Here is a 14,027-nt window from a genome sequence, read left to right as displayed (position 1 = left end):
CAGACAGGCTAATTGGGAGCATCTATATAAATAACACCTCAGATTAGGGGAATATTTTCGTCTACCGGTGGAATTTTATGCGTAAGTCTTGTAAAATAGATACGATAGATGTACTTATAAGAGAGAACGATATGAGCCGCGTACAAGTTGAAAAATTGTGCCGGCTTATGACGTTTCAGCGTAAAGGAGTTTGTATGACACAGTTATGCACAGAGCGATTTACTGTTACATATAGAATTGAAGCGCCTACCTATGAAGAGGCTAAGGCGGTAGCCTGGTCGGTTCAGGTGGAGCAGACTATTGAATTTCCTTATGTTTTTCTTTGGGACGAAGACATTAAGCGAGATATTCCGGGACGATTGGAGTCGCTCGACGAAGTGGCATCCGGCGTGTACGAAGCGCGTATTTCCTATGGCGTGGAGACGACTGCTTTTGAGGTAACGCAGCTGCTCAATGTTATCTTCGGCAACTCGTCGTTGCAACCTCATATTTGGGTAGTGGACATAGACCTTCCGCCGTCCATGATTGCACATTATGGCGGCCCGCGGTTTGGCGTGGAGGGACTTCGCCGGTTGACAGGCACTCATGACCGCGCTTTTTTACAGGCCGTGGTAAAGCCTATGGGCCTGTCTGTTCATACCTTGGCGGATATGTGCCGTCAATATGTGCTGGGCGGTGCGGACGTGATTAAAGATGATCACGGCATTACCAATCAGCCGTTTGCGCCGTTTAAAGAGCGTGTACAGCGCTGTGCTGATGCGGTGCGCGAAGCCAATGAGCAAAGTGGACGTCATACCTTGTATGCGGCCAATGTGTCCGCCGACGGGGACGCTGTATTGGAGCGTGCTTATGCGGCGAAAAAGGCAGGTGCTACGGCATTGATGATTGCGCCGGCACTGGTGGGCTACAGCTGGCTACAACGTTTGGCCAATGATGAAAACCTGGGCTTGCCGATTATTTCGCATCCGGCCTTTATGGGCGGTTTTGTCCTTCCCGGTGTGTCAGGTATAGCAGACTATTTATGGATGGCCTACTGGCCGCGCTTGTTCGGATCCGATATGAACATATTTGTATCCTATGGCGGACGCTTTACATTTTCGAAAGAAGCGTGTCAGCGTATCCATCAATATTGTAATAAGCCGGTAGACGGCTTAAAAGCGGCCTGTGCGGCGCCCGGGGGCGGCGTGACGGAGGCGCGACTTCCGGAACTGTTGGATGCGTATGGAAAAGACACGATGTTCCTTGTAGGAGGCGACATGTTCCGTCGCGGTCATGATTTACAGGAGAACACGAAGGCGTTTGTAGAAATACTGGCGTCACATAAGTATGAATAAAGAGAGACGATAGAGAATGAATGAAGTATTACAACAAAAGGTAGATAGTTTATTGGCCGATTTGGCGGCTATGGGCAGTGCAGTTATTGCCTTTTCAGGCGGTGTGGACAGCACGTTTTTAGGCGCGGCGGCTCACAAGGCGTTAGGCGATAAGGCGCAGGCCTTTACAGTAAAATCACCTACCTTGCCGGAAGCGGAAATCAACGATGCCATCCGTTTTGCCAAGACTATCGGGTTAAAGCATACGGTGGTGGAAATTGATGAATTACAGCTTCCTGACTTTGTACGCAATGATAAAGACCGCTGCTATTACTGTAAGAAAAACCGCTTCCAGAAGTTAATCGACTGGGCGGCGGCCAATGGTGTGCAGGAAGTGCTTGACGGCGGTAACTTGGACGATACGAAAGACTATCGTCCGGGCATGCGCGCTTTGGAAGAATTGAAGGTTGTCAGAAGCCCGCTGTTGGAAAATAATTTTACCAAGGCAGATATTCGTGCGGTTGCTAAAGAGTGGGGGTTGGAAGTTTGGGATAAACCGAGCTCCCCATGTTTGGCTACCCGCGTTCCGTACGATCATGTGATTACGGGCGAAGCCTTGTCTATGATTGAGGCCGGCGAGGCCTATCTTCACAATTACATTTCCACGCCTCTTCGCGTACGTTATCACGAAGGATTGGCCCGTTTGGAAGTGAGTGAAGAAGCCTTTGCGTTATTTGCAGAACCGCAGTTCAGAGCACAGGTTAATGAGTATTTCAGCAAACTTGGCTTTACCTATGTAAGCATTGACTTGGCCCCATTTAAGAGCGGTAATCTGAACCGCACAGTTGAGGCAAAGTAGTAAGACCTGCCGGCTATATTGAAGATGCGTGGCATCACGGCTGTACAAGATTACGCATATAAAAAGAGCAATTATTAGATAAAGAAGTTATAGATAAAGAAGTTATAGATAAAGAGTTGGAGTTATTGTGGAAGATTCATTGAATAAAATGGCGGTCCATGTACTGGCCAGTGGCAGTAAAGGTAATGCCACATTGATTGTATATAAAAACACGGTTCTCTTGGTAGACGCGGGAATTAGTGCGCGCCGTATTGTGCAGGGAATCCGTTCTGTAGGCCTTACACCGGAGCAGTTAACCGGGATTTGTATTACTCATGAGCATACGGACCACATGAACGGCCTGGCGCAGCTGGTGAAACAGTACGATGTGCCGGTGTACACGAAGACCGGGACTATGCGCGAAATTGTTCGCCGCAAAGGGGTGAACAGTAAACAGTTTACCGAGTTGACCCGCAATAGCTTGTCGATCGGCGATTTGGCGGTGGATATTTTTAAAATCAGCCATGACGCCATCGATCCTATCGGGCTCAGCTGTTACGGCGGCGATAGTAAAGTGACATTTATGACCGATACAGGCTTTGTGTCGGAATCTATGTTGAAACATATGGATGACAGCAACTTACTTGTGCTGGAAGCAAACTATGATCCGCAGATGCTTCGTTACGGACCTTATCCGGCGGAGTTGAAACGCCGCGTAGCCGGTAACGAAGGCCATTTGAGTAATGAATGTGCGGCACGGGCGTTGGTGATGATGAAGCGCCCTCGAGACCTGAAGGTTGTTATGGCACACCGGTCGGAAAAGAATAATGCGGAACCGGTAGTTAATCATACACTGAATAAGTTACTTGAACAGGAAGGCCTTTCTGTAGGGACTGATTTGCAGGTTTATCACGGACAACCGAAAGACATTGTAAGTATTCGTCAAGACTGATGTTATCGTAGTACGAATGGAGGTTTATTATGAATTCAAACAAACGATACATTATTGCAGTTATTGCCATTATTCTCATTGTTGTAGGTGGTGTAGGCGGTTACATTTCCAGAGACTTTTTCAATGCTACGCAGAAGACGACGCAGGAGACTGTGTCCGTAGGGGGCAAAAAGGACGTGCCGCTTACAGCTAATCGCGATACAGCCATTGTAGAAGCGGTTAAAAAGGCCGGCCCTTCCATTGTAGGCATTACGACAAAGGTATACCAACGTGATTTCTTCAATCAACAAGTTTTAGTTGGTGAAGGCGTAGGCTCCGGCGTAATCATTGATAAAAAGGGCTATATCGTTACTAACTATCATGTAGTGGCTCCGGCTACTAACAATTCAGTTATCGTTTCCCTGTCTGACGGTACATCGCAACAGGGTACGATTGTAGGCGTGGATTCGCTCACTGACTTGGCTGTTGTTAAGATTGAACCTAAAGGGGATTTACCTGTAGCTACCTTAGGCGACTCGGACAGCTTGCAGGTCGGTGAACCGGCTATTGCTATCGGCAATCCGCTGGGCCTTGAATTCCAAGGTACTGTAACGGCCGGCGTAGTCAGTGCATTACATCGCATGATAGATATGGAAACACAGCGTTTCCCACTCATTCAGACTGATGCGGCTATCAATCCGGGCAACTCCGGCGGTGCTCTTGTTAATGCGGATGGCGATGTTATCGGTATTAACAGTGAAAAGATTGCGCAGACCGGTATTGAAGGTATGGGGTTCTCCATTCCAATCAACGAAGTGAAGCCGATTGTAAAAGAATTAATTGAAAAGGGCAAAGTGGTACGACCTTATTTAGGCTTGGGGCTCTTGGACAAAGTGGGGGCTGCTAAATACGGTTTTAACTTAAAACAGAACGGACTTCTTGTAGCGAAGGTATATGGTGACGGTCCGGCGGCTAACGTGGACATTAACGAAGGGGACGTAATCATTGCTATCGGCGAAAAACAGGTGACAAACCTGGTGGAATTGAAGCAAATCATCGACAGCCACAAACCGGGGGAAACATTGGAGTTGACGATTGTAAGCAATGGTACGGAACGCCGCGTAAGTCTTGTTCTCGGCACAATGCCTGACAAGGAGTAGGCCATGAAGTTTACGATAATTACAGTGGGCAAGCTTAAGACTGCCTATTTACGCGACGGTGTGGCGGAATTTGTGAAACGCCTGTCCGTTTATGGCGGTGCCACCATCGTGGAAGTGAGTGAAAGTAAGCAGAGCAGTCAAGGCGCCTCTCAACGGGAAGCGATTGTAGAGGAAGAAGGGGGCCGCATTTTAAAGCTGCTCACCAATAAATCCTATGTGGTGCTTCTCGATGTTAAGGGTAAGATGCTTTCGTCAGAACAACTGGCCGCTAAGATCAGCGAGCTGGAAGTGAGCGGCATCAGTGAGATGACCTTCGTCATCGGCGGAGCCTTCGGCGTGTCCCGGGACTTGCGTCAGCGGGCGGACTTGGCACTTTCGTTCAGCCCTATGACATTCACACATCAAATGGTTCGATTATTGTTAGTGGAACAAATTTATCGGGCTTGCAAAATAAATAAAAACGAACCATATCATTGGTAAGGAGGATGACTTGTTTGGAGAATCAAAATGATTTTTTCGGATTGCCGTTGCCGGAGCGTTTAATGCAGACACAGCAACTGAAAGGCTCGGAGGCGTTTTACGAATTATATAACAGCTCGATTAAGACGGCTCAAGATGTATTTAAAGAAAACGGTGCGTATATTGAGGAGTTGAAGGCGAAATACGATGCGCTGCACAGTTCTGAAGAATTGTCGGAATTGGCGGCGGAGCGCAAGGATATGATTGAGCGCGGTGTAAGCGATATTGCGAACTCCAACCGCATCGTGCTGTCCGCTCTGGGCGCTTATGGTGATGCATCGCATATGATTGAAACCTTGGAAAAGGGCGGCTTCGTAGCGAACTATATTAATCAGCGAAAAATTGAACTGATTAAACAAAATGGTGAGTTCAACTTGTTGCTCACTACATTGAGCCAATATATGCAGGTTATCATTGAAACCTTAGTCGCTGAATTGGGCATGGGCCAAAATGGTGCCCCGTCGAATGACGGCGATGGAGCGGTAGCGGCTAACGGTGATGTAGTTGCGTCTGACGGAAGTCAGGCCGATGGCAGCACTGATGCGGAACTGTCTGAGGAAGAGGTTTTACGGCGGGAAGCACAGAAACAGGCGGCACATGGGGAACAGCTGGCAATTTATCAGTCCTGGCTGCAACGTACCTTTGAAGTGAACAGCGTGTTGGAAAAACGCCTCATTTTCATTGAAGGTCTTCTTCGGGCGTTGAAGGTGGATGTTACGAATTTGCAGGTCCATCAAATGGAACAGCAGGCGGCGGATCGACGCAGAGCCATTGCCGAACAGAGGTATAAGAAAACCATAGAAGATGTAAAGGATTACGAAGACTTGGAAGGCCAGTATCGTCATCATTACGATGAAGAGGGCAACTTGGTGGAAACCGTAGAAGGTGGCCAGGGCGGCAACAAGCGAGGCATTATGGTAAGCGCTATTTTGCTGGGCATCGTTTTAATCGGCATCATTGTGTACATTTTCCTGAAGGGTGCCCGTTAGAATTAAGAGCGCCACGCAAGTAATGTAGTGAAGAAAACCGCGTTGGAAAAAGCTGAAGCGAAAGTTAAAAAATTTCTTGAAAAATTTAAAAAATTTAGAAGGAGATTTGATATCTCGTGTCTAACTATACATATATAGGTAGTTATTAGGACTGCCTATATACTAATTATAAGTCGCAGCTATACATTGATTATTGTTTGTAGCCGATATTTAACGCTGACTCACTTCGGAAGGGGGAGATTATATGTTAATTTCTGAAGTTATGAATAAATATCCTATTACAATTACAAAAGACACTACAATTAATGAAGCGGCTCAATTGATGGTTAAGTATAAAATCAATGCCATCACCGTAGTGGACGGCGAAGACAAATTAATCGGCATTATTACGGAAGGCGACTTGCTCTATAAGAAAGTAAGACCTCACGCTCCACATTATGTAAACGTACTGGGGGCCAGTATCTATTACAGCGGTATCGGCGAATACAATGCTTCCTTCAAGAAACTCCTGGCTGTTCGCGTAGAAGAACTTATGACGAAAGATGTCATTACCTGCCACGGAGACGAAGAGGTGGAAGTTGTAGTTGCCACTATGCTGGAAAAACACTTGAAAACAGTGCCTGTTGTAGACGCTAATAATGTAGTCACCGGCGTTTTCAGTCGTCAGGACGTAGTAGAACTTATTGCCAAAGAATGTAGAGAAGGTAAAGAATAGAACAGACGTGAGTTTAAGATAGGTTTGAGTAATCAAACAGGTTTATAAATAAACGAACACTGACATAAAACATATGGGTTTGCCAAATATACTCGGCAAGCCCATATTCGCTGTTAAAACACGGCAAAAATGATTTTCATACTATATAAATTGATTGAAATTTTAACAAATTTAGTAAATTCCGGTAGAAAATTGCAATCAATGAAATTTTATGATAAGATTAGGAATGCAATATAATAAAACAGATTTTGGGCTATCGCCCTCAAGGAGGACATATTTTCATGAATGCAACTGTAACCCCTGTTGATCAACATAAGGTAACATTAACAATTGAAGTTCCTGCAAAGGACGTAAAAAAAGGCATTGACCAGGCGGTAAAACGTATTGCCGGTCAAGTTAACATCCCTGGTTTCCGTAAAGGTAAAGCACCTCGCCGTATTTTAGAAATGAACTTCGGTAAAGAAGCAATTCTTGACGAAGCATTTGAAACAATCGCAGGCCGTGCATACCAAGAAGCACTTCGTGCTAATGAACTTACTCCGGTAAGCGAACCTGAAATTGAAAAGGTAACATTTGCAGAAGGCAGTGATTTAGTATTCAAAGCTACTTTTGTAAAACGCCCTGAAGTAACTCTTGGCGAATACAAAGGTTTAGAAGCCGAAAAAGGCGATATGACTGTTTCCGAAGAAGAAATTCAGGAACAATTAGACAATATCCGTAACCAACAGGCTAAAATGGTTGTAGCTCCTGAAGGCGCTAAAGTAGAAAAAGGCGACTTCGCAGTTATCGACTATGATGGTTTCGTTGACGAAAAACCTTTTGCCGGCGGTTCCGCTAAATCCTATCCATTGGAAATCGGTTCCGGTAACTTCATCCCTGGCTTCGAAGACCAGTTAATCGGTCATGCAGCCGGTGAAGACGTAGAAGTGAAAGTGACATTCCCTGAAGAATATCATGCCACTGAATTAGCCGGTAAGGAAGCAATCTTCAAAGTTCATATCAACGATATTAAACGCAAAGAACTTCCTGAATTAAACGACGAATTTGCTAAAGAAGCAAGTTCCTATGACACAATCGAAGAATTAAAAGCAGACCTTCGCAAACAGATGGAAGTAGACAAAAACCGTCGTGTAATGGACGCTTATGCTACTGAACTCGTTCAGAAGGCTGTAGAAGCTTCTACTGTAGACATCCCTGAAATCATGGTAGATGAACGTGTGGAACAAATGATCCAGGAACTCTCCATGAACATGGAAAGCCGCGGTTTAAGCTTAGACCAATATTTCAAATTCTCTAACCAGACTTTAGACGGTCTTAAAGCTGAATACAAAGAAAGTGCCGCTAAAAACGTGCGTACTGATCTCGTGTTAGAAGCTATCGCTAAGGCGGAAAACATCGAAGTTACCCCTGACGACCTCAACATGGAAGTATTCACAATGGCTAACCAATTCGGCGCAGATCCAAAAGAAGTTTGGAACGTTATTGCTAAAGAAGGCCGTGTGTCTATGTTGGCTAACTCTGTAGCACGTAAAAAAGCTGCCGGTTTCATCGTTGCAAACGCTAAAGGTAACGAAGCTCCTAAAGCTGAATAATTATAGCTACATATAAAGGGAAGAGCCATCATGGTACATGGACATGAGGTGTATGATATGTACGTACCAATCGTGGTAGAACAAAGTGGACGCGGCGAGCGCTCCTATGATATTTATTCCCGTTTATTAAAAGATAGAATCGTATTTTTAGGCGGTCCTATTAATGACGAAGTGGCCAATCTCGTTATTGCCCAGTTGTTATTCTTAGAGGCCGAAGATCCTGACAAAGACATTCATTTATACATTAATAGTCCCGGCGGTGTTGTAACTGCAGGTATGGCTATTTATGATACAATGCAGTACATCAAACCTGATGTGTCCACCATCTGTGTCGGCTCCGCCGCAAGTATGGGTGCCGTGCTCTTAACTGCCGGTGCGAAAGGCAAACGTTATGCCCTTCCACATGCGCGCGTTATGATTCACCAACCATTGGGCGGTGTACAAGGTCAGGCTACGGAAATTGAAATTCATGCCCGTGAAATTTTACGTATGCGTGAAGAATTAAATGGCATCATCGCTTCTCACAGCGGTCAAGACATTGAACGCATCAAAGCGGACACTGATCGTGACAACTTCATGAGTGCACAAGATGCCGTAGCATATGGTTTAATTGATGAAGTGCTAGAACGGCCGTTATCAATTAGTAAATAATGATAACTAGGAGGACTAGGCTTGAAAAAAGACGAAAAAGAAACGTTGCGTTGCAGTTTCTGCGGACGTACGAGCGATGAAGTTCGAAAATTAGTAGCAGGTCCGAACGTATATATTTGTGATGAATGTATCGAAGTTTGCCAGAATATTATTGAGGAAGAATTAGGCAACAGTGGGGACAGTGGCTTTGCCCTGTCCCATGTGCCTACGCCTCATGAAATAAAAGCATATTTGGATGAATATGTAATTGGACAGGATGAAGCCAAGATTTCCTTGGCCGTAGCCGTTTATAATCACTATAAACGACTGCAGGTGAATAATACGGTTGACGATGTGGAACTCCAGAAAGCCAACGTATTGTTCATTGGCCCTACAGGCAGCGGTAAAACTTTATTGGCGCAGACATTGGCGAAGTACTTGGAAGTACCGTTTGCCATGGCTGATGCCACCAGTTTGACTGAAGCCGGCTATGTAGGCGAGGATGTGGAAAACATTCTCTTAAAACTTATCCAGGCTGCCGACTATGATGTAGAAAAGGCGGAACGCGGTATTATCTATATCGATGAGATCGATAAAATTGCCCGTAAATCGGAAAACCCTTCCATTACGCGCGACGTATCCGGTGAAGGTGTGCAGCAGGCCCTTTTAAAGATTTTAGAAGGTACTGTGGCATCGGTGCCACCACAAGGTGGACGTAAGCATCCGCACCAGGAACTCATTCAGATTGATACGACCAACATTCTGTTCATCTGCGGCGGTGCTTTTGACGGCTTGGAAAAAGTAATTTCCAAACGTACTGCAAAGAAAACATTAGGTTTCGGCGCAGACATTCAGAAGCAGGAAGAAAAAGATATATCCGCTATTTTGAAAGAAGTAGTGCCGGAAGATTTGCAAAAGTTCGGCTTAATCCCTGAATTCATCGGTCGTTTACCGGTTATGGTAACGCTTGATCCGCTGGATAAAGACGGTTTGATTAAGATTTTGACCGAGCCTCGCAATGCGCTGGTAAAACAATATCAGAAGATGCTCTCCCTCGAAGACGTTAACCTCGTATTCGAAGATGAAGCGTTGGACGAAATTGCTACGTTGGCGATGAAACGCAACACCGGTGCCCGCGGACTTCGCTCGATTATTGAGAAAGTTATGAAGCGGGTTATGTACGATATACCTTCGCAAGAAGACATTAAAACATGTATAATTACCCGTGCTGCTGTGAAGGGCACAGCAGAGCCGTTACTCAAGAATGAGTGAGCCCTTAAAGGCACGAATTAATTGTAAGTTTAAGAAACTCATTTCTTCGGGAATGAGTTTCTTTTTATAAATATAAATTTGGGAAAGGAGTCTATATGAGTGAGACCACATTTTGCCTACCCTTAGTGCCCCTACGCGGTATGGTAGTATTTCCAATAGTAGAAGTGCGTCTGGAAATCGGACGTGACAAATCAATTAGGGCCGTGGAAGAGGCTATGGCGAATGATCGCTTGTTAGCAGTCTCCGCGCAGATTGACGATGAAATCGAGAACCCTACAAAGGACGAAATCGCCGAAGTAGGTACAATCGTTAAAATAAAACAGATGCTTCGCCTGCCGGGCGGATTGGTGCGCATTTTAGTAGAAGGGATTACCCGCGCTAAAGTGGTGCGTATCGAAGAGGGGCCGGTATACTACGAAGCGACTATGGAAACATTAGTCCCTGTATATGACGATAAAGTGGAAACCGAAGCGTATCGCCGCTTGGCACAATCCAACTTTATTAAATGGGCGGAAGAAACTAAATTAGTAACTGACGACGAAATTCGTCGCGTTATGGAGCGTACCGATCCGTCGGAAACAGCGGACCAGATCGTGCAGTTCTTGCAGACTGAAATGGTAACGCGCCAGAGTTTCCTTAGCGAACTCAATGTACTGCGCCGTTTGAACATGGTAGTAGGTGCATTAAACATGGAACTTCAAATTTCCGATTTGGAGAACTCCATTAACAACCAAGTGCGTCAGCAGATGGAAAAGGCACAGAAGGAATACTTCCTTCGTGAAAAAATCCGCGTAATTCACAACGAATTGGGCGACAAATCTGATCCTGATGAAGAAGCACAGGAATTGCGCGAACAATTGCGCAAGCTCGATGTGTCCGACGAAATTCGCGAGCGCATCGACAAGGAAATTTCCCGCTACAGCCGCATGCCGTCCATGATGCCGGAAGCTAACATTCTGCGCAACTATCTGGACTGGGTATTGAGCTTGCCTTGGAGCGAGGAAACCGAAGACCGCCTCGACATTAACGAAGCGGCTCGCATTTTAGATGAAGATCATTACGGACTTAAGAAAGTTAAGGAACGTATTTTGGAATTCTTGGCAGTGCGCAAACTGTCCGATGCCCAAAGCGGTTCTATTCTTTGTCTCGTAGGACCTCCGGGGGTTGGTAAAACATCCTTGGCCACATCCATTGCGAAATCCATGAATCGTAAGTTCATCCGCGCCTCCTTGGGCGGCGTACGCGATGAAGCTGAAATTCGCGGTCATCGTCGTACCTACATCGGTGCATTGCCAGGCCGCATGATTCAGGGACTTAAGAATGCAGGTACACGAAATCCTGTATTCCTATTGGACGAAATTGACAAATTAGCATCCGATTATAAAGGTGATCCGTCTTCCGCTTTGTTGGAAGTATTGGATCCGGAACAAAATAAATCCTTCAGTGATCACTTCATTGAATTGCCGTTCGACTTTTCCGATGTATTCTGGATTACTACGGCCAACGTACCGGGCAACATTCCGGGACCACTTATGGACCGTATGGAAGTGATTGAACTGTCCAGCTACATGGAAGACGAGAAACTGGAAATTGCGAAGCGCTACTTAGTGCCGAAACAAATTAAGAAAAACGGTTTAACCGGCAAAGGGGTAAAATTATCCGATGCGGTGCTCCGCAAAGTAATTTCCGAATACACTCGCGAAGCGGGCGTTCGTACCTTAGAAAAAACAATCGCTAAAATCCTCCGCAAGGTGGCATTCGAAGTGGTTGGCGGTGCAGAAACTACACCTAAGGTGACCGTACGCAACTTGTCCCATTACCTGGGCGCTCCAATCTATTTGGAACAGGAACGTGAAAAAGCGGCACAAGTCGGTCTTGTATGCGGTTTAGCATGGACCTCCGTAGGGGGTGTTGTACTTCCTTGTGAAACAACCACTATGGCAGGTACCGGTAAGTTGTCCTTAACCGGCAGCTTGGGCAAAGTCATGCAGGAATCCGGTCAGGCGGCCATGTCCTACATTCGCCACAATGCGAAAGAATTGGGCATTGCTGAAGATTTCCACAAGACCTTGGATATTCATGTACATTTACCGGAAGGTGCTACACCTAAGGACGGTCCGTCGGCAGGTATTACTATGACATTGGCTATCGTATCGGCCTTAACGAATCGCAAGGTTCGCTCCGATTTGGCTATGACCGGTGAAATTACATTGCGCGGCCGAGTGCTTCCAATCGGCGGTTTGAAAGAAAAACTTCTCGCCGCATTGCGCTACGGCATTAAGGAAGTCTTCATTCCTCACGGCAACATTAAGGATATTGAAGAATTGCCAACTTCCGTAACGGAAGGCTTGATTATTACTCCGGTAAAAACTATGGACGAAGTGTTAGCAAGAGCGTTTGTAAAATGATGAAAAAGAAGCAGACACAAAGACAGCCAAAACCGAATTATACGCGTAAAGAGCCTAAGGGTCCTCGCATTATTGCCTCTCAGTACGTCGCTTCGGCGGTGCGTGCCGACCAATATCCTGAAGGGGATACGGTGGAAATCGCATTCCTGGGACGCTCCAATGTGGGCAAATCATCGTTGATCAACTCCCTGTGCAATCACAGAGGGCTGGCTTTGGTGAGCGGGCAGCCGGGTAAAACGAAGACAATCAACTTCTTCAACATTACGTCCAAAGAGGACATCAGTGAAGAGGAAGAACGCCGTTATGAATGGTTTTTGGTGGACTTACCCGGTTATGGATTCGCGAAGACTGATAAGGGGAACCGCAACATTTGGTCATCTTTTATTGCAGATTATATTTTAAAATCTGACCGTCTTATGTTACTATGTTTATTAGTAGATGCTCGTCATCCTGACCTGCCTATTGATCAGGAAGCCTTTAATTGGTTAAGGGACGCAGGCGTGCCGCTACAAATTGTTGTAACTAAAACGGATAAGCTGAATAATAAAGAGCGCCAGCAGAGCTTAAAGCAGATTAAAGAGCAGTTTTCTACGGAAAATCCGCCTATCTTTTACAGTTCTTTAAAGCATACGGGGCGTGAATTGTTATTGGCCCGTATTAATCAGGTAATTTTGGGAGAAGATGAATGAGTTTGGAAAGAGATGAGCAAATTCTTGCACAAGTGATGACCGACCTCGTAGAGGTGGAAACATATTTGGCAAAGTCCTTACAGACCGGTTCAGATGATTTCAATGAGTTAATTCGGCCATTGTCGGCGGCCGGGGGCAAACGCCTCCGGGCCCGTCTGGCCTTGTTGATTGCCATTGCCGGCAAGTCGGAGCGCCACGAGCGCATCCCGATTGCGGCGGCCATAGAAATGCTTCATTTAGCCACATTGATTCACGATGATGTGTTGGACCAGGCGGCAGTGCGCCGCGGCGTACCGGCCATTCATTGCAGTAAGGGGAACAAAGTAGCCATCCTGAGCGGTGACTATCTGTTTGCCAAAGCCTTTGACATTGTAGCTGATGTGGGCAACGTGGCATGCTTAAAGGCATTTTCCTTTATCATAACGTCCCTGGTAGAAGGGGAATTTATGCAGATGGAAGATGTGTTTAAAGTCGATCAGGGGATTGACCGCTATTTGGCGAAAACGCAGAAAAAAACTGCCGATTTCATTGAAGCCTGTATGGAACTGGGCGGTATTTTAGGCCATTGGCAGGCAGATGACATTGCGTTGTTGAAACGCTATGGACATGGCCTGGGGATGGTATTCCAAATTACTGATGATATTATGGATTACAGTGCCACATCGGACACAACCGGGAAACCTGTAGGCAAGGATTTGCGGGAAGGGTTGATAACCTATCCTTTATTATCGGTAGTTACTGATGAGAATAAAGAACAGCTGATTAAGTCTGTGCACGAGATTGCCAATGGGGCTGCACAGGACGAATTGATTCAATATGTTGTGGAGCATGGCGGCGTAGCGCGCACTCTTGAATTGGAGGCGACGTATCGCAAGCAGGCCGGCGAAGCACTGGATGCTTTGCCTGAGTTTGACGGTAAGGGCATGTTGTATGATGTATTAAACTCCTTGGCTCATAGAAAGGTATAATCT

The 14,027-nt window shown here is 45.9% G+C and carries 13 protein-coding genes; all 13 read left to right on the top strand.

Annotation, left to right across the window (positions count from 1 at the left end; translation table 11 throughout):
* The first annotated feature begins 194 nt into the window (after positions 1 to 194).
* The gene (locus KHZ77_RS08300; protein ID WP_295197784.1) at positions 195 to 1,334 is read left to right on the top strand and encodes a RuBisCO large subunit C-terminal-like domain-containing protein; all 1,140 of its coding nucleotides are present in this window, start codon (positions 195 to 197) and stop codon (positions 1,332 to 1,334) included.
* Between the two features lie 16 nt (positions 1,335 to 1,350).
* Positions 1,351 to 2,172: an ATP-dependent sacrificial sulfur transferase LarE gene (gene larE, locus KHZ77_RS08295; RefSeq protein ID WP_295197782.1), complete on the top strand. Its 822-nt coding sequence runs from the start codon at positions 1,351 to 1,353 to the stop codon at positions 2,170 to 2,172.
* A 127-nt stretch (positions 2,173 to 2,299) separates the two neighbouring features.
* Positions 2,300 to 3,103: an MBL fold metallo-hydrolase gene (locus KHZ77_RS08290; RefSeq protein WP_295197780.1), complete on the top strand. Its 804-nt coding sequence runs from the start codon at positions 2,300 to 2,302 to the stop codon at positions 3,101 to 3,103.
* A gap of 29 nt (positions 3,104 to 3,132) precedes the next feature.
* The gene (locus KHZ77_RS08285) at positions 3,133 to 4,242 is read left to right on the top strand and encodes a trypsin-like peptidase domain-containing protein (protein WP_295197777.1); all 1,110 of its coding nucleotides are present in this window, start codon (positions 3,133 to 3,135) and stop codon (positions 4,240 to 4,242) included.
* Between the two features lie 3 nt (positions 4,243 to 4,245).
* A complete protein-coding gene (gene rlmH / locus KHZ77_RS08280; protein WP_295197775.1) occupies positions 4,246 to 4,722 on the top strand; it encodes a 23S rRNA (pseudouridine(1915)-N(3))-methyltransferase RlmH in 477 nt (158 codons plus the stop codon).
* 14 nt (positions 4,723 to 4,736) lie between these two features.
* Positions 4,737 to 5,750 (top strand): hypothetical protein, encoded by a 1,014-nt coding sequence (locus KHZ77_RS08275; protein ID WP_295197772.1) that lies wholly within the window; start codon positions 4,737 to 4,739, stop codon positions 5,748 to 5,750.
* A gap of 244 nt (positions 5,751 to 5,994) precedes the next feature.
* Positions 5,995 to 6,465: a CBS domain-containing protein gene (locus KHZ77_RS08270; protein ID WP_295197769.1), complete on the top strand. Its 471-nt coding sequence runs from the start codon at positions 5,995 to 5,997 to the stop codon at positions 6,463 to 6,465.
* A gap of 281 nt (positions 6,466 to 6,746) precedes the next feature.
* Entirely contained in the window at positions 6,747 to 8,057 is a 1,311-nt protein-coding gene (gene tig, locus KHZ77_RS08265) for a trigger factor (protein WP_295197766.1), read from the top strand.
* A 57-nt stretch (positions 8,058 to 8,114) separates the two neighbouring features.
* A complete protein-coding gene (gene clpP, locus KHZ77_RS08260) occupies positions 8,115 to 8,708 on the top strand; it encodes an ATP-dependent Clp endopeptidase proteolytic subunit ClpP (RefSeq protein WP_295197843.1) in 594 nt (197 codons plus the stop codon).
* Positions 8,709 to 8,729: 21 nt separating this feature from the next.
* Positions 8,730 to 9,959, top strand: coding sequence for an ATP-dependent protease ATP-binding subunit ClpX (gene clpX, locus KHZ77_RS08255; protein ID WP_295197764.1), 1,230 nt, complete (start codon positions 8,730 to 8,732; stop codon positions 9,957 to 9,959).
* Between the two features lie 95 nt (positions 9,960 to 10,054).
* The gene (lon, locus tag KHZ77_RS08250) at positions 10,055 to 12,367 is read left to right on the top strand and encodes an endopeptidase La (RefSeq protein WP_295197760.1); all 2,313 of its coding nucleotides are present in this window, start codon (positions 10,055 to 10,057) and stop codon (positions 12,365 to 12,367) included.
* Complete coding sequence (gene yihA, locus KHZ77_RS08245) at positions 12,364 to 13,056, top strand: ribosome biogenesis GTP-binding protein YihA/YsxC (RefSeq protein WP_295197757.1); 693 nt, start codon at positions 12,364 to 12,366, stop codon at positions 13,054 to 13,056. The genes lon and yihA overlap by 4 nt, the downstream gene beginning before the upstream one ends.
* Complete coding sequence (locus KHZ77_RS08240; protein WP_295197754.1) at positions 13,053 to 14,024, top strand: polyprenyl synthetase family protein; 972 nt, start codon at positions 13,053 to 13,055, stop codon at positions 14,022 to 14,024. The genes yihA and KHZ77_RS08240 overlap by 4 nt, the downstream gene beginning before the upstream one ends.
* The last annotated feature ends 3 nt before the right edge of the window (positions 14,025 to 14,027 follow it).

This window comes from Veillonella sp. (genome assembly GCF_018364065.1).
In the GTDB taxonomy this organism is placed as follows: Bacteria; Bacillota; Negativicutes; order Veillonellales; family Veillonellaceae; genus Veillonella_A.
This window is presented reverse-complemented; position numbering and strand designations above follow the sequence as displayed.